General features: G+C 66.2%; 20 protein-coding genes and 1 pseudogene. 8 read left to right on the top strand and 13 right to left on the bottom strand.

The features are described from left to right. From ASD42_RS34990 to ASD42_RS29580, 6 genes and pseudogenes are all read right to left on the bottom strand, one after another. Positions 1-219 (bottom strand): annotated as a pseudogene (locus ASD42_RS34990) (mammalian cell entry protein); the annotation flags it as partial. After that, entirely contained in the window at positions 216-1,211 is a 996-nt protein-coding gene (locus tag ASD42_RS29600; RefSeq protein ID WP_056822710.1) for an MCE family protein, read from the bottom strand. The gene ASD42_RS29600 and the pseudogene ASD42_RS34990, both read right to left, overlap by 4 nt. Beyond that, complete coding sequence (locus ASD42_RS29595; protein ID WP_056822708.1) at positions 1,208-2,233, bottom strand: MCE family protein; 1,026 nt, start codon at positions 2,231-2,233, stop codon at positions 1,208-1,210. Before ASD42_RS29595 ends, ASD42_RS29600 begins: the two co-directional genes overlap by 4 nt. Continuing rightward, the gene (locus ASD42_RS29590) at positions 2,230-3,729 is read right to left on the bottom strand and encodes an MlaD family protein (protein WP_056822705.1); all 1,500 of its coding nucleotides are present in this window, start codon (positions 3,727-3,729) and stop codon (positions 2,230-2,232) included. The genes ASD42_RS29595 and ASD42_RS29590 overlap by 4 nt, the downstream gene beginning before the upstream one ends. Before the next feature lie 7 nt (positions 3,730-3,736). Beyond that, positions 3,737-4,600, bottom strand: a complete 864-nt coding sequence (locus ASD42_RS29585) for an MlaE family ABC transporter permease (RefSeq protein ID WP_056822703.1) — start codon at positions 4,598-4,600, stop codon at positions 3,737-3,739. A 3-nt stretch (positions 4,601-4,603) separates the two neighbouring features. Beyond that, on the bottom strand, positions 4,604-5,464 hold the full coding sequence (locus ASD42_RS29580) for an MlaE family ABC transporter permease (protein WP_371852065.1): 861 nt from the start codon (positions 5,462-5,464) through the stop codon (positions 4,604-4,606). 483 nt (positions 5,465-5,947) lie between these two features. Here ASD42_RS29580 and ASD42_RS29575 point away from each other — a divergent pair, with 483 nt between their 5' ends. Further along, complete coding sequence (locus ASD42_RS29575; RefSeq protein WP_056822702.1) at positions 5,948-6,616, top strand: S1 family peptidase; 669 nt, start codon at positions 5,948-5,950, stop codon at positions 6,614-6,616. 65 nt (positions 6,617-6,681) lie between these two features. Here ASD42_RS29575 and ASD42_RS29570 read toward each other — a convergent pair whose 3' ends face one another. Continuing rightward, positions 6,682-8,139: an MFS transporter gene (locus ASD42_RS29570; RefSeq protein ID WP_056822700.1), complete on the bottom strand. Its 1,458-nt coding sequence runs from the start codon at positions 8,137-8,139 to the stop codon at positions 6,682-6,684. Positions 8,140-8,176: 37 nt separating this feature from the next. After that, complete coding sequence (gene lppU / locus ASD42_RS29565; RefSeq protein ID WP_063816339.1) at positions 8,177-8,794, bottom strand: LppU family putative lipoprotein; 618 nt, start codon at positions 8,792-8,794, stop codon at positions 8,177-8,179. A 231-nt stretch (positions 8,795-9,025) separates the two neighbouring features. Here lppU and ASD42_RS29560 point away from each other — a divergent pair, with 231 nt between their 5' ends. The 7 genes from ASD42_RS29560 (at position 9,026) to ASD42_RS29530 (ending at position 17,197) form a co-directional block, all read left to right on the top strand. Then, positions 9,026-10,186 carry a serine hydrolase domain-containing protein gene (locus ASD42_RS29560; protein ID WP_056822695.1) on the top strand — a complete coding sequence of 387 codons (1,161 nt, stop codon included), beginning with the start codon at positions 9,026-9,028 and terminating at the stop codon, positions 10,184-10,186. A 36-nt stretch (positions 10,187-10,222) separates the two neighbouring features. Next, complete coding sequence (locus ASD42_RS29555; RefSeq protein WP_056822694.1) at positions 10,223-11,560, top strand: cytochrome P450; 1,338 nt, start codon at positions 10,223-10,225, stop codon at positions 11,558-11,560. Positions 11,561-11,879: 319 nt separating this feature from the next. Beyond that, on the top strand, positions 11,880-12,770 hold the full coding sequence (locus ASD42_RS29550) for a L,D-transpeptidase (RefSeq protein WP_235569876.1): 891 nt from the start codon (positions 11,880-11,882) through the stop codon (positions 12,768-12,770). A 157-nt stretch (positions 12,771-12,927) separates the two neighbouring features. Beyond that, complete coding sequence (locus ASD42_RS29545; protein WP_435830316.1) at positions 12,928-13,839, top strand: carbohydrate ABC transporter permease; 912 nt, start codon at positions 12,928-12,930, stop codon at positions 13,837-13,839. Continuing rightward, on the top strand, positions 13,836-14,702 hold the full coding sequence (locus tag ASD42_RS29540; RefSeq protein WP_056822690.1) for a carbohydrate ABC transporter permease: 867 nt from the start codon (positions 13,836-13,838) through the stop codon (positions 14,700-14,702). Before ASD42_RS29545 ends, ASD42_RS29540 begins: the two co-directional genes overlap by 4 nt. A 21-nt stretch (positions 14,703-14,723) precedes the next feature. After that, positions 14,724-16,052 (top strand): ABC transporter substrate-binding protein, encoded by a 1,329-nt coding sequence (locus ASD42_RS29535; protein ID WP_084787355.1) that lies wholly within the window; start codon positions 14,724-14,726, stop codon positions 16,050-16,052. A gap of 68 nt (positions 16,053-16,120) precedes the next feature. Next, positions 16,121-17,197 (top strand): ABC transporter ATP-binding protein, encoded by a 1,077-nt coding sequence (locus tag ASD42_RS29530; protein WP_056822688.1) that lies wholly within the window; start codon positions 16,121-16,123, stop codon positions 17,195-17,197. A 10-nt stretch (positions 17,198-17,207) separates the two neighbouring features. On the opposite strand, the gene ASD42_RS29525 is transcribed toward ASD42_RS29530, so the two are convergent. The 5 genes from ASD42_RS29525 to ASD42_RS29505 all read right to left on the bottom strand — a co-directional run bounded on the left by ASD42_RS29525 (position 17,208) and on the right by ASD42_RS29505 (position 22,592). Then, positions 17,208-18,377 (bottom strand): Fic family protein, encoded by a 1,170-nt coding sequence (locus tag ASD42_RS29525; protein ID WP_056822683.1) that lies wholly within the window; start codon positions 18,375-18,377, stop codon positions 17,208-17,210. A gap of 105 nt (positions 18,378-18,482) precedes the next feature. Then, a complete protein-coding gene (locus tag ASD42_RS29520) occupies positions 18,483-19,235 on the bottom strand; it encodes an MBL fold metallo-hydrolase (RefSeq protein WP_056822681.1) in 753 nt (250 codons plus the stop codon). A gap of 68 nt (positions 19,236-19,303) precedes the next feature. Then, the gene (locus ASD42_RS29515; RefSeq protein ID WP_056822677.1) at positions 19,304-21,319 is read right to left on the bottom strand and encodes a M13 family metallopeptidase; all 2,016 of its coding nucleotides are present in this window, start codon (positions 21,317-21,319) and stop codon (positions 19,304-19,306) included. Between the two features lie 42 nt (positions 21,320-21,361). Beyond that, complete coding sequence (locus ASD42_RS29510) at positions 21,362-21,727, bottom strand: DUF397 domain-containing protein (protein ID WP_056822674.1); 366 nt, start codon at positions 21,725-21,727, stop codon at positions 21,362-21,364. A 10-nt stretch (positions 21,728-21,737) separates the two neighbouring features. Beyond that, entirely contained in the window at positions 21,738-22,592 is an 855-nt protein-coding gene (locus tag ASD42_RS29505) for a helix-turn-helix domain-containing protein (protein ID WP_056822671.1), read from the bottom strand. Between the last annotated feature and the right edge of the window lie 37 nt (positions 22,593-22,629).

Here is a 22,629-nt window from a genome sequence, read left to right as displayed (position 1 = left end):
GGGCACGATCTTGTCGACCTTGCCCACCGCGAGGCCGAGGACCATGATCTCGTTGCCCTCGTACATGCCCGCGATGTTCTCGAAGTCGGCGGTGATCTTGGTCGAGCGGCCGAGCGCGTCGTCGAACTGGCTCGGCAGCAGCGAGCAGCTACCGAGGGCCAGCGCGGTGGTGGCGATCATCATCGTCCGCGCGATGCGGAGTTTGTTGGTCAGTTTCATCCTTGGCACCCCTGGATCACCTGAACGAAGCACAGCCAGTTGTCGGGGAACAACCACGGCAGCGCGACCGAGCCGTAGTTGCCGTTGCCGAGGGCGTTGTTGAAGTAACGCGCCGTCGGCTGTCCGATCTGCAGCAGCTTGTCGAGATTGTCCTTGTTCTTCTGCAGGCCCTCGGCCATGGTGTTGAGCTGGCTGATGGTGCCGCCGAACTGGTCACCGTTCTGAGCGCCGATCTCCTCCAGCTGACGGGTCAGCGTGGCGACATTGTCGAGCAGCTGGCGCAGCAGACTCTGCCGCTCCATCACCCGGTTGGCGATGGCCTCGCCCTGGGTGATGACGAGCAGGATCGAGTTGCGGTTGTCGGCGAGCAGCTGCGTGACCCGGTTGAGGTCCTTGAGCAGGCTGTCGACCTCACCCTTGCGCTGATCGACCACCTTCGCGACCGCGCCGACGCTGTCGAGCGCCTGCGCCACCAGCTCCGGCGAATCGCCGAGCTGGGAGTTGATGGTGTTGAGCGAGGCGGCGAGCTTCTTGGTGTCGAGCGCCTCGAACTTCGGCGTACCGACCTGCACCACATCGGCGATGTTGTACGGCACGTCGGTGTTGTTGCGCGGGATCGTCTTGTCCTTCAGGCCCGATCCGTCGCCGGGCTGAAGGTCGACGTAGCGCGCGCCGAGCAGGGTCGCCATCTTGATCGCGGCGTGCGCGTCGGGACCGAGCTTGAGCGAGCTGTCCACGTCGAGGGTGACCACCACGTGATCGCCCTCGATCTTGGCGCCGGAGACCGTGCCGACCTGCACACCGGAGACCGCGACCTTGTCGCCGGTCTTGATGCCGGCGGCCTGCACGAACTCCGCGTCGATGGACTGTTTTCCGAGCCCGATGAACTGGAAGATGCTCGAACCGACCAGCAGCAACACGATGCACAGCGCACCGATCACACCCAGCCAGAAGTTGCGGTTGCCGGCGAAAGCCGACTTGATCTTGCTCATCTGCACACCTCGGAATGGCTGTTGCCACCGATCTGGCTGAACAGACCGCGCGGGAAGAGCACCCCGTACAGCGAGACGTCCAGGCCACACAGGTAGGCGTTGGCGTGAGTGCCTTCCGACGTCATCCGGCCGAGGTCGGCGAGCATCGAAGGCATGTCGATCGCGACCTGGTCGAGCTTGGCGCCGTTGGCGAGCAACAGATTCAGCGCCGCGGTGGTCGAGTTCTGGGTCGCCGCCAGCTTCGGCTGGATCTTGGTCATCATCCCGACCAGCGCGGTCGTCGAATCGGCGAGGGTGACCGTGGAAGCCTGCAGCGACTGTCCCTGGTCGTAGAGCCCGCCGATCAGCGCCCTGGTCTGAGTAATCAGGGTCTCCAATTCGTCCCCTCGCTTTGCCAACCCGGCCATCACACCGGACAGGTTGGTGATCACGTCCGACAGGATCGCGTCGCGACGCTGGAAATCAGTGGCGAGCTGGGCAGCCTGGATGATGAACGCCGACAGCGAAACCCCGTCGCCCTGCAGCGCCTGGATCAGGGTCTCCGACATCGCGTTGACCTCGGCGGGCTCGAGCGCCTGGAACAGCGGCTGGAAACCGTTGAGCAGGGCCGAGATATCGAACGAGGGCTCGGTGCGGTCGAGCGGAATGGTGGACCCGCTCTTGAGCGCCTCCGGGCTCGGCGTCGCGCCCGGAGTCAGCGCCACGTAGCGCTGACCGATCAGGTTCTGGTACCTGACCAGCGCCTTGGTGTCGTTGAACAGGGTCTGGTCGCTCTGCACGATGAACGACACCTTGGCGTCGTTCTTGCCGTCGAGCTCGATTTTCTCGACCTTGCCGACGCGCACGCCGGCCATCCGGACATCGTCGCCGGGCCGCAGCCCGAGAACATCGGTGAAGATCGCGGTGTACTTGCGGGTGTCACCGTCGACCGTGCGAGCCAGTGTGTTCCACACGACCACGGTGACGAGCAGTGAGACGAGCGCGAAGATACTGAACCCGATCAGTGGCTTACGGATACTCATGCGCCACCCCCGTTTTCGGACACTTGCAGGGTTCCGCCCTTCAAAATCGGACCGAGCAGCAGATATTCGGACGCGTTCGGCTTGCGACCGAGCAGCTGAGTCATCGCCGCGTCACCGGAGTAGGAGATCGGTGTGGCGGCAGGCACCGTCGCCGGAGCGGGCGCCGAGGCCGGTGCGGCCGGGGGAGCGGGCGTACCACCGAGCAGACCGGGCAGACCCGGAACCTGGATCGACGGGACGAGTCCCTCGAGCGGCGTGCCCTGGAACGGCTTGATCTCGGTGCCGTTGGCCGTGTGCATCGGCGAGACGCCGGGACTGGTCAGACCCGGGATGTCGGGCATGCCCGGGATCGACACCAACGGCGGGAGGCCGGCGGCCGAGTCGAGCCTGCGCGGACGCAGGTTCTCCGGAATCGGCGGCAGGGAGACCTCGGCCGGTGCGGTGAAGCAGCTCGGTCCGAGCAGATCGCCGTAGCGCGGGCAATCGGCGACGGTGTTGGGCTGGTACGGCGTCAACGTGATGCCGGCGTTCCAGACCATCTGCTTGCCGCTCGGGCCACCGTGGAAGGTGGTGTTGAGCTGGGCCAGCGAGGGACCGAAGACCTGGAAGGTCTTGGTGATCGACGCGGGGTCGGCGGCCAGCGCACCCAGGGTGGCGTTCATGCCGACCGTGACTTCCTTGCCCACGTCGGGGTTCGACGCGAACAGGTCGTTCACCCGATCGGTGGTGGCGCTCGCACCGGCCAGCAGCGCGATCAGCTGTTCGCGTTTGGTGGCGATGGTGTTCGCGGTCTGCACCGAGGAGCCGAGCACATCGAGCAGTTCCGGCGCCGACTGGTTCAGCGCGTGCGCGGAGTCGGAGAAGTTGTCCAGCATGCCGCCCAGGTTCGGGCCCGCGTCGGCGACCGTGGTCAGCCAGTGGTCGAGGCGCTGGATGGTCGAGCCGGGAACCCGGCCGCTGCCGTCGAGGGCCTGGGTGAGCGTGCCGAGCACGCGACCGAACTGCACCGGGTCGACCTCGTCGAGGATGTCGCGCACCGTGGTGAGCGTGTCCTGCAGCGCGATCGTGCCCTGGCTGCGGTCCTCGGGAATCTGCGAACCCTCCTTCAGGTGCTGGCTGTTCGCACCGTTGTAGACCAGCTCCACGGAGGTGACCGCGAACAGGTTGGAGGGCACGACGCGCGCGGTGACGGTGTTCGGAATGCCGTCGGCGAACTCGGGCTTGAGCTCGATGTTCACCTTCTGCTCGGCGCTCTCGCCGATGTCGACGTTCTTCACAACGCCGACGAGCACGCCGCGGAACTTCACATCGGCGTCCGACGGCAGACCGTCGCCGGTGGTCGACAGGTTCGCGACCACGTTGACCTTGGGTACGAAGTAGCCCTGGTACCTGGCTGTCAGGAAACCCAGAATGATCGCGAAGACGATCAAACCGGCGGCACCTGCCACGTACAACTGCTTCATGGTGGGACCGCGCCCACTCGGATCGATGATCATCGCGCCCTTACCCCGAGATCCTGATGCCGGGGTTGATGCCCCAGATCGCCAATGTCATGACGAGGTCGGCGAACACGACCAGGATGATGCACATCTTGATCGCGCGGCCGGCCGCCACGCCGACGCCTTCGGGACCGCCCGAGGCGAAGAAGCCGTAGTAGCACTGGATGAACGTCGTGATCATGACGAAGATGATCACCTTGAGCAGCGAGTAGAGCACGTCCGTCGGCACCAGGAATTGGAAGAAGTAGTGCGAGTAGGTGCCTGCCGCGGTACCTCCGATCAACTGCACGGTGACCGAGCAGGCCAGGTACGCGGTTGTCAGACCGACGGCGTACAGCGGCACGATCGCCATCACCGCGGCCATCATCCTGGTACTGACCAGGTAGGGCAGCGGGCGGATGGCGATCGACTCGAGTGCGTCGATCTCTTCGGAGATGCGCATCGCGCCCAGCTGTGCGGTGAATCGACACCCCGCCTGAGCGGCGAAGGCCAATGCCGCCAGCAGCGGGCCGAGCTCGCGGGTGGTGGCGAAGGCCGAGATCGCGCCGGTGATGGGGCTCAACCCGAGCAGGTTCAGCGAGGTGTGGCCCTGAATGGCCACCGTCATGCCGCCGAAGGCGCTGATGATCAGGATGACGCCGATGGTGCCGCCACCGACGACGATATTGCCGTTACCCCAGGTGACGTCGGTGAGCAGACGCCAGACCTCCTTCGGGTACTGCTTGAAGGCCAGTGGGATGGAGCCGACCGAACGCAGGAAGAAGAAGACCTGATGGCCGAGGCGGGCGAGCAGGTCGCCGGGCGCCTTGCTGGCCTTCTGCAGCGACCGGATCGGCCGCAGTAGCGGAGGTACGTAAGTAGATGACATGGCTCAGACCACCTGTGGGGGGAAGACGGCGGCGTAGATCTGGGTGATCGCCACGTTGACACCGAGCAGCATGACGGTGGAGCTGACCACCGCGGAGTTCACCGCGTTGGCGACACCGCCGGGGCCGCCGCGCGCATTGAGGCCGCAGTCGCAGGCGATGATCGAGGCGATCAGACCGAACAGGACCGACTTCAACAGCGCCACCGCGAGGTCGCGGGTCACCGCGAACGAGGCGAAGGTGCTCATGTAGGAGCCGGGCGTACCACCCTGGGCGAAGATGTTGAACATGTAGCCGGTGAGGAAGCCGACGAAGACGACGAAGCCGCAGAGCAGGAAGCTGACCAGCATCGCACTGCCGAGGCGGGGAGCCACCAGGCGGCGAAGCGGGTCGACGCCCATGACCTTCATCGCGTCGATCTCTTCACGGATGGTGCGTGAGCCGAGGTCGGCGCAGATGGCCGAACCGACGGCGCCCGCGATCATCAGCGCGGTGACCAGTGGGGCGCCCTGCTGGATGATGCCGAGGCCGTTGGCCGCACCGATGAACGAGGTGGCACCGACCTGACCCGCGACCGCGCCGACCTGGATCGAGACGATCACCGCGATGGGGATGGCCACCAGCAGCGTCGGCGCCGCGGCGACGCTGGCCATGAAGGCGGACTGCCGGACGAACTCATCGAAAGGAAAACGCCGACGGAAGATCGCGACGAACAACTCCGTGATCGCTTCGATACCCATCGTGATCTGTCGACCGAAGGTTTCCAGCGACTTCTTCGGGTGGTCGTCCCAAAGGCCCTTCGTCCAGTCGACAGCCTCGCTGACTCGTGAACGTGTGGGCGGACTCTCGGTCGACTGCACTGCCATAACCCCTCTCGACGCCGGACCCTCAACGCTCCGGCGACTTGTTTGCTTGACGCACCTTACTACGGAGTAGCGCAGAACACATCACCGACATGTGAGCGCTGTCATAGATAGAGGTCACTGTCCGAAACGGCTATGAGACCTGCCATGCCGGACCCTACAGCCCATAATTCCAGGGTTCCGGAGATTACGCTCGGAGGCCTTTTCCTACATGGTTTCCCAGTACCGGCGGTCGCGGTAAAGAAATATTGCGGAAGTTTGTCATTAATAACGAACTCCACGCCGAATTATCCGAACACATCACGCGAGAAACACGAACGACGCGCTGCGACACGATTCCAATAGGGAATCGCTATGACAACCACTCGGGAAGGGTTGTACGACTCGGCGGCAAACACACCGGTCCGAGGGCGCGCCCGGGATCGAATACAGGCACGATAGACAGACCGTATTGATATCGTGCGAGCTTCCGACATCTGGAGGGACATGTTCAGCAAACTCGCCAAGGTGGCCAACACCGCCTTCGCCCTCGCCCTCGGTGCAGCACTGCTCGGCACCGGCGCGGCCAACGCGCAAGCAGGCCCCCCGGTGATCGGCGGCGGCTCCGGCATCGTGATCGACAACGCGTTCGAGTGCACAGTCACCACGGTCGGCTACGACGGCGCGGGCAGGCTGGTCGGCCTGACCGCGGGCCATTGCGGCGACGCGGGCGCGACGGTCAGCGCCGAGGCGGATCGAGGCTACGGCGAGATCGGCCGTTTCGTGTACAGCAACTCCGAACTCGACTACGCGGTCATCCAGTTCACGCCGGGCCGGATCACCCCGGTCAACCGGATCGGCAACGTCACCATCACCGGCGTCGGCGGACCCGCTCAGTTCCCCACGATCGTCTGTAAGGAAGGCCGGACCACCGGCAATACCTGCGGCATCACCTGGGGTGACGTCTTCGCGACCAATACCGAGACCTGGTCGCAGATGTGCGTGGTCGAAGGCGATTCCGGCGCGCCGGTCGTCGTCGGCTCGACCCTGGTCGGCATGGTCAACGCCTATCTGGCCCTGGCCTGCGTCGGACCCGAGGTCGGCACCAATATGAACTCGATCATGGACGACATGAACGGCCGCGGCGGCGTGGGTTCGGGTTACCGCCCGATCTAGTCCCTCGCCTGTACTCCCCGGATGTCGAGCGGGTCGCGTGGTTGTCCACGCGACCCGCTCCTTTTCTATACGTCTTGTACGGCAGCCGATTTCGGTGCGAGCGCGGGGCCGTCGGCGCCCGCGCAGTGCGGCAGGCAGTCGACGCGTTCGAGCTGCGGCGCCTGACGCGGCACCCGGAGCAGCACCGCTGCGATGCCCGCGCCGATCAGCAACAGCAGTGCGCACCAGCGCATCGCGGTGTCGAACCCCGCGGCGAAGGCGACGGGGTCGTCGAACGCACCGGACAACCCGGCCAGACCGGGCAACGCCGCCACGGCGAGTAGCTGCGCCGTGCGCGCGACGGCGTTGTTCACGCCCGACGCGATACCCGCCTCGCCCTCGCGCACCGCCGCGAGCACCGCGCCCGTCAACGGCGCCACCAGCACCGAAAGCCCCAGCCCGAAGACGAACACGCCGGGCAGCACATCGGTGACATAGTCCGCGCCGGGTCCGATCCGTTGCAGCGCGAACACCCCGCCCGCGGCCAGCAGCGGACCGATCGTCATCGGAATCCGCGGCCCGTGGCGCTGCGCCCACCGTCCCGCGGGCGCCGAGAGCACCAGCATCAGCAGCGTGACAGGCAAGCCCGCGGCGCCCGACGCCATCGGCGAGTAGCCGGCGACCAGCTGCAATTGCAGAACCAGCAGGAAGAAGACGCCGCCGAGCGCGGCGTACACGAGCAACGTCACCAGATTCGCCGCCGTGAACATCCGCGAACGGAACAGCGAGGGCGGTACCAGCGGATTCGGGCTGCGCAGTTCCACCAGCACGAAACACACCAGCGCGACCACGCCGACCGTCGTCAGCACGACCCGCGAATCGATGAGTCCCAGGGTGAGGGCGCCGAGCGCGAGCGCGACGATCACCGCTCCCGGTATGTCGATCCGCGCGGGCGCCTGCGGATCACGACTCTCCGGCACGTATCTGAGCGTGACGACGGCGACCACCAGCGCGAGCGGCACATTGAGCAGGAAGATCGCCCGCCAGCCGACCAGATCGATCAATCCACCGCCGAGCAACGGCCCGAACGCGCCGGCCACCCCGCCGAGCCCGGACCACAGTCCGATCGCGCTGCCCTGATCGCGCCGATCGATCGATGCCGAGATCAGCGCCAGACTCCCCGGTGTGAGCAGCGCGCCCGCCACGCCCTGCAGCAACCGCGCGCCGACCAGCATCTCGATATTCACCGCGGCCGCGCACAGCAGCGAGGTGATCGCGAATCCGACGATCCCCCAGACGAAGACGCGACGGCGACCGAGCCGGTCACCGAGCGAACCGCCGAGCAGGATGAACGAGGCGAGGGTGAGGGTGTATCCGTTGACGGTCCACTGCAACCCGGCGACATCGGTGTGCAGCGATTCACCGATGCGTGGCAGCGCCACGGAGACCACGGTGGCGTCCAGCGACGCCATCGACGAGCCGAGGATGGTGGCGAGCAGAATCCACCGACCCGATGCCGAGTTCAGCCGAACCGTCTGTGGCACGACTCCAAACTAGCCGCCACGCACGTCGTTCGTCGGACTACAGGCTCTCCACGCAGACGACGACGCGTCGCTCGGCGTACTTGAAGCCCGAATCGGCGGCGTCGGGGCAGTCGTCGACACTGTCGGAGTTCTTGTTGATCGTGATCACCTTGACCGGTTCGGTCCCGCCCGCGTTGCAGTCGATGCGCTTGGGTTCGTCGCCGCCCACGTCGATGCAGCCGCCGATGACCCAGTCGATGTCGAGGCACAGCGCGCCGGTCTCGATGCCGTTGAGCGTCTCGGCGTAGAAGTTGTCGCGGTCGCCGACACAGCCGTTGCTGTTCTTGGCCTTGCCGATCACCTTGTAGTTCGACGAGCGGCTACCGCACGCGGCCTTCTCGATGGTCGCGTCGTCGACGGTGCCGCCGAGCGACACGCAATCGCCGATATTGGCCTGGAAGTCGGTCTTGCCGCCCTTGCTCGACGTGGGCGCCGGCTTGCTCGCGGTGGGTTTGCCGGTGGTCTTGCCCGGCTTGGTGGTCGGAGTCGCACTGCTCGTCGCGGGGACGACATCGATCGCCGGCTGCGCGTGGCCGTCGATGGTGCCTCCGCAACCGGTCGAGACGAACGCGGTCACGGTGATGGCGATCGCGCCGACGAGCCGGCCGATTGGCAAATCTGCAAACACCTACTGTGAATACACCACCGGAGCTACCCCCGTCGACTCCAACCCGGCGGGTCTTGCCTGCGATACCCTTGGGATTCCGGTCGCCGAGTGCGGAGCGGGGCCCCCGATCGCGTATCAGGAGGTAGCCATGGTGTTTCCGAGGCGAGGCCGTCCGAGTAGTCCACGCACATCGTGAGTAGTAACCCGGCGCCGGTCGGCGATTTCGCGGCCCCACGGCAGATGGTGGTCGATCCGCGCTTCATCCGCCTCGCCGATCATTTCTTCGGGATGTTCTCCCAGCCCAGTCGTGGTGGCGGTGCGCTGGCCATCTATCTGGACGGGCGCCCGGTGGTCGATATCTGGGCGGGCTGGGCGGCCAAGGATCTGCGCTGGACCGGCGAGAACATCGCGCTCACCTTCTCCACCGGCAAGGGCGTCGCCGCCACCGTGCTGCACCGGGTGGCCGAGCGCGGGCTCATCGACTACGAGGAGCCGGTGACCACCTACTGGCCGGAGTTCGGGGCACACGGCAAAGACGACATCACCGTGCGTGACGTGCTGTCCCATCGCGCGGGCCTGCATCGGGTACGCGGCCTTGTCCCCGGCCGCGAGGGCATTCTCGACTACGACGCGGTGGTGACCGCCCTCGCCGAGAGCCCCGCCGACCCGCGCCGCATCCGCACCTCGGGCTATCACGCGATCACCTTCGGCTGGTTGGTCGCCGAGATCGTGCAGCGGGTGACCGGTGAGCCCTTCACCGAGGTACTGCGCCGAGAAGTGGCCCAGCCGTTGGGTATCGACGAGTTCTGGTTCCAGGTACCGCCGGGCCAGCGACACCGGATCGCGAAGATCTTTCCGCACCTGGCGCCGCCGGGGATCCGCTGGAACACCGCGTCGTCGGTGTTGTCGTGGGTTCGGCCCGCGCGCGGGCTCGCCGAGGCGGGCATGCCGGAGAGTTTCGACGAACTCGTCCGCGATCCGCGGGTGCACGATGCGGTGATGCCCGGCTGGAATGGCGTGTTCTCGGCACGGGCGCTGGCCAGGATGTACGGGGCGCTCGCCAATGGCGGCCAGGTGGGTGAGGTGCGGTTCCTGCGGCCGGAGACGATCGAGACGATCAACCGGACCCAGCAGACCAGCAGCCGCGACTATGTCCTCGGACTACCGCTGCGGTTCACTCTCGGCTACCACCGGCCGGTGCTGATGACCAAGCAGCAGCCGCGAAATGCCTTCGGCCACTACGGCGTCGGCGGGTCGGGCGCCTACGCCGATCCTGATCTGGGGATGTCGATCGCGTTCGTCACCAACCGGCTGGGTGGGGCCGTCACGGCGCTCGGTGACGCGCGGCTGGCCAAGCTGGCGGCGATCGCGCAGGGGACCGTACGCGCGGCGCGTCGCTGATCGAACCGCCGGGAGGAGTCCGCCGTAGTAAAGGACATGAGTTCGCTGAGCCCCGCGCCCGCCGCGCCGCGCCTTTCGCTGCTGCACGGCGTCGCCGCGGGGCGGGATTTCGAGGGCTACCTGCGACGACGCGGGGCGCGCAGTGATCCGTTCGCGGTCGGGTTCCCCGGGTTTCCGCCCGTGCTGTTCACCGGAACGGCCGAGGGCGCGCGCGAATTGTTCCGGGCGCCCGTCGCGCTGCTCGAGCCGCCTCGACCCAATCCGATCGAGCCGATGGTCGGGGCCGCGTCGCTGATTCTCAGTTCCGGGACGCGGCATCGCACGGATCGCGCGCTGCTGGCGCCGGCGTTGCACGGCGCTCGGATGCGGTTGTTGGGGAAGGTGATCCGGGATGCCGCACTGCACGAAATCCGGTGTGGCGCAGGTGGTCCCTGGCAACTCGGCACTCGGATCGATGCGCTCACGGCCGCGCGCGCCATCACCCTGCGCGTCATCCTCGCCGCGGTGTTCGGTTCCGATTCCGATCGCGCGGCCGAATACGGCCCTCCGGTCACCGATTTCCTCGCCGCGTTCACCACCCCGCTGATGGTGGCGCCCGTATTGCGCCACGGCATGGGCGGTTTCGGTCCGTGGGAGCGGTTCACCGCGAATCGGGAGCGACTGGACGAGCTGATCACGGCCGACATCACCCGGCGCCGCCGCACCGGCCCGTCCGACGGCGACCTGCTCGATCTACTCCTCGCCCTGCGCTACGACGACGGCACCGCGCCCACCGACCCCGAACTGTGCGACCAGCTACGCACCCTGCTCGTCGCGGGCCACGAAACCACCGCGACCACGCTCACCTGGGCTCTCTATCACCTGCACCGCGAACCCGGCCTGCTCGATCGCGTGCTCGCCGAGCTGCCCACCGCGGGCGACGACCCCGCCGAACAGGCCCGACTACCGCTGCTCGACGCCGTCTGCCAGGAAACCCTGCGCCTGCACCCGCCGGTGCCGATCGTGCTGCGCACGGTGAAGGAGCCGTTGCGCTGGCGCGGAGTCGACGTGGCCGCGGGCGCCACCATCGGCCTTGCCGTCGGCGTCCTGCACAGCCAGCCGTCCACCTGGCCGGCGCCGCACCTGTTCCACCCCGACCGATTCCTCGGCCGCGCGGTCACCCCGTTCGAGTTCGCGCCGTTCGGCGGCGGCCACCGTCGTTGCATCGGCGCGACGCTGGCCGACTACGAGCTGCGGATCGTGCTGGCGACACTGCTGACCGAGGTCAGGTTGGCCCTCGAGCCGTCGCTGGCGCTCGGTGGGCGACCACGCACGGTGCCGCGCAATCTCGCGACCGCGCCGGATCGAGCGATCCACTTCACACGCATCGGGTGATCTGCCTCACGTGACGTTTGAGACTCACACCCCTGTGCTTCCCGGCTGTTCGCACGCACTGCCATCGACTCGCCGCTGTGAGCGCGGCGTTTGACGAAAGCCGATGAATAACAGCACGTTATGTGACCCACGGCACATAGTTGCCACCCTGTTATCACCGCGCAACACGGCTGGCACCCGGTCACCTGGTGCGGGTAGTAATGGAGGGTCTGGGTCGGGGACGTCGTTACCCCGTAGAGACCCGTTGCGGCCTCTGCGTCAATGAGAAAAAGCGTCAATGAGTAGATCTCGGGCCGCCGCACGCGGAACGAGAGATGGAATGGACGAGAAACCTATGCACTACGAGGCAAATATGCGGCAATCGCACTGGCTCCGCCGGGGTCTGCTGCTGTCGGCGGCGATCGCGGCGACCGGCGCACTGATCGCCGTGCCCGCGCAGGCTCAGCCGACTCTGCCGGGCTTCGGCGCCGGTTCGAGCCAGCCCGCGGTGAACGAGCCCGCGCAGCCCGCGCCGTTCGCGCCGCCGAACATCAACATCGCCGACGGCGAGACCGTCGGCGTCGCGCAGCCGATCATCATCACCTTCCAGGAGCCGGTCGAGGACCGCGCGGCCGCCGAGCGGGCCATCAAGGTCACCTCGAGCACAAACGCGCCGGGCTACTTCTACTGGACCTCCAGCAAGCAGGTCCGCTGGAAGCCCGCCGAGTTCTGGCCCGCCAACACCAACGTGACCGTGGCCGCGGGTGGCACCACCAGCGCGTTCCACATCGGTGACGCGTTCGTCGCCACCGTCGACGACGCCACCAAGATGATCGTCGTGACGATCAACGGTGAGGTCGTGCGCGAGATGCCGACCTCGCTCGGCAAGACCGGTCACGAGACCCCCAACGGCACCTACATCGTGGGTGAGCGGCTCGAGAAGATGACGATGGACTCGTCCACCTACGGCGTGCCGGTCACCGACCCCGAGGGCTACAAGCTCGAGGTCGAATACGCCACCCGCATCTCCAACAGCGGCATCTTCGTCCACGCCGCACCGTGGTCGGTCGCGCAGCAGGGCTATTCCAACGCCAGCCACGGCTGCCTCAATGTGAGCACCGAGGACGCGAAGTGGTTCCTGGAGAACTCGCGCCGCGGTGACGCCGTGGTCATCACCGGTACCCAGGGCGGAACCCTCAGTGCGGGTGACGGTCTCGGCGACTGGAACTGATGTACTGAACAAAATTCGCTGAACAAAACCCGAACAATACGATCAATCCCGGTCGCGTTGTTCGGGTTTTGCTGTAATCGGCACTGTGTGCCCGATGTTCAGAAAATCGGCGGGCAGGGTTAACCAACGGTTCGCCATGCGCCGTAAAGCTGCCGCGGTGCGACAGAGTCCGGAGCGGGTGCTCCCCGGGAGAAACCGTCCGTGGCAGGACTACGCGCTGTTCGTGGTACTCGTGGTGCCGAACCTGGCGCTGCTCACCCTGTTCGTTTACCGACCGCTTGCCGACAACATCCGGTTGTCGTTCACCGACTGGAATATCGCTGATCCAGTGGCGAATTCGGTCGGGTTCGACAACTACATCGAATGGTGGCAGCGAGACGACTCATGGAAGGTCGTCAGCAATACGGTGATCTTCACCGTGGCGGCCGTCGTAGTGAGTATGGCGCTCGGCCTCGCACTCGCGATGCTGCTCGATCGAAAACTGTTCGGGCGCAATGTAGTCCGCTCCGCCATTTTCGCGCCGTTCGTGATTTCGGGCGCGGCGATCGGGGTAGCTTTTCAATTCATCTTCGATCCGAGTTTCGGTCTGGTACAAGACGTCCTGCACCGGCTCGGCGTAGACAATGTGCCGGATTTCTATCAGGACCCGGAATGGGCCCTGTTCATGGTGACGCTCACCTACATCTGGAAGAACCTCGGCTACGCCTTCGTGATCTATCTGGCCGCGCTGCAAGGCGTGCGCGCCGAATTACTCGAAGCCGCCGAAATGGACGGTGCGAACAGCTGGACTCGATTCACGAAAGTCCTTCTGCCACAACTACGCCCGACAACCTTCTTCCTGTCGATCACCGTATTGCTGAACTCGCTCCAAGTCTTCGACATCATCAATGTGATGACGCGCGGCGGACCGCTCGGCAACGGCACGACCACGATGGTGTTCCAGGTGTACGAGGAGTCGTTCCGCAATTTCCGGGCCGGGTACGGCGCCACCGTGGCCACGATCATGTTCGTGGTGCTGCTGGTGGTCACGTTGATCCAGGTGCGCGTGATGGACCGAGGCGAACGATGAAACATGTGGGCCCGCAGACGCTTTCGTACCAGCGTCGCGAACGCGCCGTCACCCTCCTCGGCTACGCGGCCATGGTGTGCGTGTTGATCATCGTCGGGGTCCCGCTGTTCTGGATCCTGATCACCTCGCTCAAGGACCGCTCCGATATCTACACCCAGCCCGCGGTCTACTGGCCGCACAGCTGGCACCCGGAGAACTACAGCCACGCCACCACCACGGTGCCGTTCTGGACGTTCCTGCGGAACTCGCTGATCGTCACCGGCGTGGTGTCGGTGGTGAAGTTCGCGCTCGGCGTGTTCAGCGCCTACGGCCTGGTGTTTCTGCGCTTCCCCGGCAAGAACATCGTGTTCCTGGTGATCATCGCGGCGCTGATGGTGCCCAATCAGATCACCGTCATCTCCAACTACGCGTTCATCGCGCAGCTCGGCTGGCGAAACACCTTCCAAGGCATCATCGTTCCGCTCTGCGGCGTCGCCTTCGGCACCTTCCTGATGCGCAACCACTTCCTGTCACTGCCCGCCGAGGTGATCGAGGCGGCGCGGATGGACGGGGCGAACTGGTGGCGGCTGCTCACCCGCGTGGTGCTGCCCATGTCGGGGCCGACGATGGTGGCGTTCGCGGTGGTGACGCTGGTCAACGAGTGGAACGAGTACCTCTGGCCGTTCCTGATGGCCGATTCCGCCGACGTCGCGACGTTGCCGGTGGGCCTGACCCTGCTGCAGAACACCGAGAACCCCAGCGTCACCAACTGGGGGCCGGTGATGGCGGGCACCGTGCTCACCATGTTGCCGATCCTCATCGTTTTCCTTGCCCTGCAACGTCACATGATCAAGGGCCTCACCTCCGGTGCGGTCAAGGGTTAAATCTCGAACAGGAGTTCGCCAGTGTCCAACTCACGATTCCCGGCGTTGAGTCGCCGTGGCTTCCTCGGCCTGACCGGCGGCGTCGCCGCTGCCGCCGCGCTGTCCGCGTGCGCGGGCACCGGCGGCGGATCCGGCGATGCCGGTGACGCCGGCACCATCACCTTCTGGTCCAACCACCCCGGCACCTCCAAGGAGCTGGAGCTGGAGCTGATCAATCGCTTCCAGGCAAAGTACCCCGACCTGAAGGTGAACCTGGTCGACGCCGGCAAGAACTACGAGGAGGTGGCGCAGAAGTTCAACGCCGCGCTCACCGGCGGTGAACTGCCCGATGTTGTTGTGCTGTCCGATGTCTGGTGGTTCAACTACGCGCTGAGCAAGGCCATCGAGCCGCTCGACGGGCACTTCGGCGCCGCGGGGGTGCAGCTGGGCGACTACGTCGACTCGCTCGCCGCGGACTATCTGTTCGACGGCAAGCACTACGCGCTGCCCTACGCCCGTTCGACGCCGCTGTTCTACTACAACAAGGACGTCTGGGCGAAGGCCGGACTGCCCGACCGCGGCCCGAACTCCTGGCAGGAATTCGACGAGTGGGGCCCGAAGCTGCAGTCGCTCGTCGGCGCCGACAAGTTCGCGCACGCCTGGGGTGACGCCAAGAACTACCTGGGCTGGACCTTCCAGGGCCCGAACTGGACCTTCGGCGGCGCCTACTCCGATCAGTGGAAGCTGAAGTTCACCGATCCGGGCTCGATCGCCGCGGCCACCTACCTGCGCGACTCGATCAACGTCAAGAAGTACGCCGCGATCCGCCCGCAGATCGCGGTCGACTTCGGCACCGGCGTCGCCGCCTCGACCATCGCGTCCACCGGCGATTTGAAGGGCATCAAGAAGAACGCCGACGGCAAGTTCGAGGTGGGCACCGCGTTCCTGCCGCATCCGAACGGTCCCGGCGTCACCACCGGAGGCGCGGGTCTGGCCGTGCCTTCGCGGATCTCCGAGGCGCGAAAGGTGAATGCGCTCAAGTTCATCGAGTTCATCACCAACGCGGCCAACACCGCGTACTTCACGCAGAACACGGGCTACATGCCGGTGCGCAAGTCGGCGGTGACCGACCCTAGCGAGATCGACTTCCTGGCGAAGAACCCGAACTCCAAGGTCGCCATCGACCAGCTCTCGGTAGCGAAGTCGCAGGACTACGCCCGGGTGTTCGTGCCCGGCGCCGATCAGATCATCGGCACCGGTTACGAGCAGATCGGCCTCCAGAACGCCGATCCGGCAACGGTTCTCGCGAAGGTGGCCGCCGACGTGCAGGCGATCATCGACCGGCAGATCACGCCCAAGCTGCCCAAGTAGTTCCCCCACGGGCCGGTGGTTCGTTGGACCACCGGCCCGTTTCGCATTCCCTGCTAGGAGAATTCCCCATGGCGACAGTGCAGTTCGACGGTGTGACCCATCGCTATCCCGGCGCCGACGCTCCCGCCGTCGACGCACTCGACATCGACATCGCCGATGGTGAATTCCTCGTGCTGGTCGGCCCTTCCGGCTGCGGCAAGTCGACGAGCCTGCGCATGCTGGCCGGACTGGAATCCGTGGAGGCGGGCACGATTCGGATCGGTGAACGCGATGTCACCGACCTGCCGCCGCGCGCCCGCGACGTGGCGATGGTGTTCCAGAGCTACGCGCTCTACCCGAATATGACCGTCGCCGAGAACATGGGCTTCGCACTGCGCAATGCGGGAATGTCGAAGTCCGACACCTTGGTTCGGGTCAAGGAAGCCGCGGCGATGCTCGAACTCGAGCCGCTGCTCGACCGCAAACCGGCCAAGCTCTCCGGCGGCCAGCGGCAGCGCGTCGCCATGGGCCGCGCCATCGTGCGCCGCCCGCAGGTGTTCTGCATGGACGAGCCGCTGTCCAACCTGGACGCGAAGTTGCGGGTGAGTACCCGTTCCCAGATCGCGGCGTTGCAGCAGCGTCTCGGCACGACCACGGTCTATGTCACGCACGACCAGGTCGAGGCGATGACGATGGGCCACCGGGTGGCGGTGCTACGCGAGGGCACGTTGCAGCAGATCGCGTCTCCCCGCGAGCTCTACGACAATCCGTTGAACACCTTCGTCGCCGGATTCATCGGTTCGCCCGGCATGAACCTGCTCGAAGCGCCCGTGCTCGATGGCCAAGCCGTGCTCGACGGACTGCGAATCCCGCTGCCGCGCGGCGTTTCCAGCGCTCGCGTGGTGCTCGGCATCCGTCCCGAGTCCTGGGAGGTCACCACCGATCCCGCCGGCATCACCGTCGTCGCCGAACTGCTCGAGGAACTGGGCGCCGAATCGTTCGTCTACACCCACGGCGCGGGCACCGACTGGTCCACCCGCTCCGGCAAGATCGTCGTCCGCGTGGACCGACGGTTTCAGACCACCCTCGGCGAAACGCTGCACCTACGGCCGAAGCCCGAAGAGGTGTTCTTCTTCGACGCGGACACCGAACTCCGCCTGCGCTGAGACCCGGGGATCAGGACAGGCCCGCCGCGGTGCGTCGACCGATGGCCGCGTTGAGGGCGCCGAGTTCGGCGAGGATGTCTGTGGCGGCCCAGATGCGGTTTCGTTTGGAGTCGGAGACGACTTCGAGGATGCCGGCGGCGGTGAGGCGATCCAGAGCTCGGTAGGTGGCCGAGTCCGATGTGGTGGTGCTGGCCTTCGCTTCGGCGATCGTGAGGATCGGGTGCTCGAGCAGATTCGCCAGGAGTGCCTCGTCGGCGGAGCCGGCGCGGGGGCGGGCCCGGTCGCGCCACCCCTGGGGGAGCGCGGTGAGCGCGCGGGCCGAGTCGATCGAGGCCTCGCTCGCGTATACCGCCGCGAGTGCCAGGTACACGACGAATTCCTCGGCGGCGCCGGTTCGGTAGGCGGCCAATTGGGCGAAGTAGCGCGAGGTGTCGGCGAGCATGACCGAGGAGAAGGGGACGGTCACCCGGTCGGTCAGGCCGCGTCGGCGCAGAATGGCGGCCACCAGGGCGCGGCCGATCCGACCGTTGCCACTGACGAACGGGTGGATCGACACGAACTGCGCGTGCGCGAGCGCGGCCTGCACGAGGATCGGCAGGTCGCCACGGGCGACGAAGGCCAGCAGGTCTGCCATCAGTTCGGGCAAGAGTTCCGGTGGGGGCGGCACGTAGAGCGCGTTGAGTGGCGTGTAGTCACTGCCCCCGATCCAGGTCTGGATGGTGCGGAAGCGCCCGGCCTTCTCCCACTCCGGGGCGATCAGCACCCGATGCGCACTGAGCAGACTCGCCTCGGTGATCCGGCCGTTCTCCGCCGTGTCGACCAGGCCGGTCAGCGCCCGCACCGCGGCCACTTGCGACGCCGCCTCGGGGCGAGCCGTTGCGCCACCGAAGGCTTTGCTGAATGCTCGCCAGCCCGCGTCGATGTGCTCGATTCTCGATGATGCGACCGCCTCGCTGCGCAGCAGGAACTCACGCAGGGGAGCCAGGTCACCGTGGCCAGCTTCGAGATGGGTCACCGCGATCGCCGCTGCCTCGCTGGCCGATGTCGTTCGCCTGGTGGCGAAATCGAGGTCGGCGATGCGCGGTGGGATCGACACCCCGACCTGTTCGGGCAGAGGGCCCACCCGCGCGCCGCGCGCCGTCCACTGTCGCTGTTCGACCTGGTGCGCTGGCCAATTCATCGGTTCTTGCAATACTTTCTGCTATCGAAACGCCACCAGCTTGCGAATTACTCGCGTTTTCCGGCTGGAACGAGAGTAACTAGTTCACTACTCGCGCGGTGAGAATCAGGTGAGATCGGCGGCCGCGTTGGCCCGAGCTCGGTCGACGGCTTGCCCGATGCCCTCGGTGAAGGCGTCACCGTGGCCGGGGAGGACCAGGTCGGCGGCAAGTGATTCGAGGGCTTCGAGGGCTGCCAAGGTTTCCGGGGTCGAGTGGTTGAAGAAGTCGGGGAGTAGTTGGGGGCCTTGGATTTTCGACGTGGGATGGGCGGTAACCAGTGTGTCGCCGGTGGCTACCGCTCCCGCGTTCGGCAGGTAGAAGGCGCTGTGCCCGGAGGTGTGGCCGGGGGAGGGGATCGGGATCGGATTGCCGGGGAAGTCCAGTGCGCCTTCGGTGGGGAAGGGCCGGATATGAGGGACCGGGTTCTTGCGAAGACCGCCGGCGGCGGTGATGCGGGCTGCCCAGCCGATCGTGTCGAGGTCGGTGAGGCGTTTGATCACATCGAGCGGGGTGGCGGATTCGTGGACCTCGCCACGGGCGTGGGCGACTTCGATTTCGCTGGTGTAGACCGGGATCGCGTAGTGACGGTGCAGGTGGTTCAGTGCGCCGACGTGGTCCAGGTGGGCATGGGTCAGCAGAATCGCCTTGATGTCTTCGGGGCGGTGGCCCAGGGCTCGGATCGACTTCTCGATGGTGGCGGCGTCGCCGTGCCAGCCTGCGTCGATGAGCGTCAGATCGCGGCCGTCGCGGAGCAGGACCATGTTCACATGGGTGCCCGCGATGGTGAAGATATTGTCGGCTACCTGCTGGTGACGCATGGGTCCCTCTCCGGAGCAATGGATTTCGACCCTACCGGCGGGCAGGCCACCGGCAGGGTCGAGTCGCATCACCAGATTGTCACGCGCTCCTCGGGCTTCAGGAACAGCTTGTCGTCGGGGGTCACGTCGAAGGCTTCGTAGAAGCTGTCGATATTGCGGATCACCGCGTTGCAGCGAAACTCCGGCGGGGAGTGCGGGTCGACGGCGAGACGGCGGATGGCCTCCTCGGTGCGAGCCTTGGTGCGCCAGACCTGCGCCCAGCCGTAGAAGACGCGCTGCAGCCCGGTGAGGCCGTCGATGACCGGGGGTTCCTTGCCGTCGAGCGAAATCCTGTAGGCGGCGAGGGCGATGGACAGCCCGCCCAGATCGCCGATGTTCTCGCCGATGGTGAACTCGCCGTTCACGGTGTGCTCGTCGTCGAGTTCGGCGGGGGAGAGCACGTTGTACTGGTCGATCAGGGCCTTGGTGCGCTTGCCGAACTCGGCGCGGTCCTCGTCGGTCCACCAGTCCTGCATGTTGCCGTCGCCGTCGTACTTGGCGCCCTGGTCGTCGAAACCGTGACCGATCTCGTGGCCGATCACCGCTCCGATCCCGCCGTAGTTGGCGGCGTCGTCGGCGTTCATGTCGAAGAACGGCGGCTGCAGGATCGCCGCGGGGAACACGATCTCGTTCATGCCGGGGTTGTAGTAGGCGTTCACCGTCTGCGGGGTCATGAACCATTCGCCGCGATCTACCTCACCACCCAGTTTGCCCAGGTCGCGATCGTGGTCGGCGGCGTGGCCACGGCGGTAGTTGCCGACCAGGTCTCCTGCGTCGATCTCGACCGCCGAGTAGTCACGCCAGGTGTCGGGGTAGCCGATCTTGGGGGTGAACTTCTCCAGCTTGGTGAGCGCGGCGGCGCGGGTGTCGGGGCCCATCCACTCGAGGTCGGCGATATTGCGCCGGTAGGCCTCCTGCAGGTTTGCCACCAACTCGACCATGCGGGCCTTGGCCTGCGGCGGAAAGTGCCGGGCCACATACAGTTTGCCGACCGCTTCGCCGAGCAGTTCCTGCACCAGCGACACCCCGCGCTTCCAGCGCTCGCGGTTCTCCTCGGCACCGGTGAGGGTGCGGCCGTAGAAGTCGAAGTACTCCTCGACGATCTCGTCGGTGAGGAATCCGGCGCGCGCGTGCAGCACCTGCCACGCCGCCCACGCCTGCCAATCCGCTCGCGGCACCTCGGCCCACGCGGTGGCGAAGGCGCGCAGGTAGTCGGGCTGTCGGACGACGAGCTCGGCGAACAGATCCTCGCCGTCACGGTCGAGACCGGTGGCGACGCCTGATACCCATGCGGCCCAGTCGAATTCCGGGTGCTCGGCGACCAGGTCGGCGAAGGTCGTGAGGTTGTAGCTCTTTTCGGCATCGCGGCGCCGCACCACATCCCAATGGCCCGCGGCGAGTGTGCGTTCCAGCTCGAACACGCGGCGGGCGGCGTCGGCCGGGTCCACGGGGAGCAGGCCGTCCAAGGACGCGTCGGCGGCGGCGATGGTGAACATCTTGGTGATGTGCGCGAGGTAGGCGTCGCGGATCGGCGCGAACTCCTCGGCGCGGTAGTAGGACTCGTCGGGCAGCCCGATGCCCGACTGGGTCGCGTGCACCAGGTACCGGGTGGAGTTCTTGTCGTCGGTGTCGACGTAGTAGGCGAGCGCACCACGAACTCCCGTGCGCTGCAAGCGTCCGAGCAGCGCGGCGAACGCGCTCGGGTCGGCGACCTCGGCGATCGCGCGCAGCTCGTCGGCGATCGGGGAGAACCCGGCCGCCGCGACCACATCGGTGGCCATGAAGCTCGAGAACAGATCCCCGATCTTGCGGGCATCGGCATCGTCGGCCGCACCGGAGGCACTGTCGGTGATGATCGCCTGCACATCGAGCTCGGCCTGGTCGTAGAGCGTGCGGAACGCACCGTCGACGGCCCGGTCGGCCGGAATCTCGTACCCGGCCAACCACTGCCCGTTGACATGCGCGAACAGATCGTCCTGCACCCGCACATCCTGATCGCGGAAGGACAGATCAATACCGGAGGGAGCACTCAGATCAGAAGTCACGCTCCCCAGTATGCCGAAACACCGGTGGTCGGCGACGTGGTCTTACACGCAGGCGAACTCGTCGTCTCGGACGCCGGCTACGAAGGCTTCCCATTCGGGCGCGGTGAAGTGGAGGAGAACGTCTTCGTGGCGGAGGGTGGTCGAACCGTCGGGGGAGGTGTGGGCGACGAGGTCGGGGTGGCGGCGCGCGGTCTGGAGGTAGTGCAGGAAGGCTGTCCACAGGGGGGCGTCGACGGTGATGATGGGCTCGTCCAAGCCGGTGTTCATCGTGTTGCGGCGGAATTTGCTGTCTCGTACCTGGACAGTGTTTCCATCGAAACGAACCTCGACACATTGGTTGCCGTTATTGGAGTGCGACGAGCTGAACCAGCCGTGTTCGGCCGGGCGGCGACGAGCGGTGGTGGACATACCTCGAATCTTACACGCTTGCATACTCCCTGATCAGGGCGAGAGATTCGGTGCGAGAAAGAGATTGCTCGCGGGCACGCACGTAGGCGAAGCCGAGATCGCGGACCTGTTCGGCATCGTCGACATGACCGCCGAACACCGCGCTCTCTGCCCAGGCGAAGGTCGGTAGCTGATCGCTTGCGAAGTCGAGCAGATGGAAGCTGGAACCGCCGAGCACGGCTCCTTCGGGCGCACTGAACGGGATGACGCGCACGTCGACGGTGTCGAGCTCACGCACCAGCGTGACCAGGTGACGCAACTGCTCACGCAACACCGCACTACCGCCGGTCTGCTGACGAAGAGTGGCCTCGCCGAGTACGGCGGTGAGTTCGAGCGGATCGGGTTCGCGCAGCCGCCGCTGACGGCGTAGTCGTATAGAGACTAATTGGTCCACCTGCACCGGGCGGATCATCACATCGGCGCTGATCAGCGCCCGCGCGTACGCCTCGGTTTGCAACAGCCCCGGCACGATCATGCTGTCGTAGCTGCGGATACTCTCCGCACCCGCCTCCATCCCGTACAACCGCTGCAATTCGGGACCGATCAGAGCCGAGGAGGCCGTCGTCCACCAGCCGCGTTGCTTGCTCGCCTCGAGCAGGGCGAGCAGTTCGCGGCGTTCGTCGGGCGTGACGTCGAGAACGTCGAGGACCGGCTCGATCGTGGTGCGGGTGAGCACCCGCCTGCCCTTCTCGACATGGGACCAATTGGCGGGAGTGAACCCGACGCGGCGGGCGAACCCGGCCGAATCGAACCCGCGCTGCTCGCGCAGTTCACGAAGGCGCAGGACGAGTTCCCACCGTGCGACAGTCGGCGAAACGGGAGCCATGGGCGAATATCGTACGCTGATCGACACGCTAGCTACT

It is taken from the genome of Nocardia sp. Root136, from assembly GCF_001427185.1.
Lineage (GTDB): Bacteria > Actinomycetota > Actinomycetes > Mycobacteriales > Mycobacteriaceae > Nocardia > Nocardia salmonicida.
The sequence above is the reverse complement of the archived record's forward strand: the minus strand, read 5'-3'. Positions and strand labels throughout refer to the sequence as shown.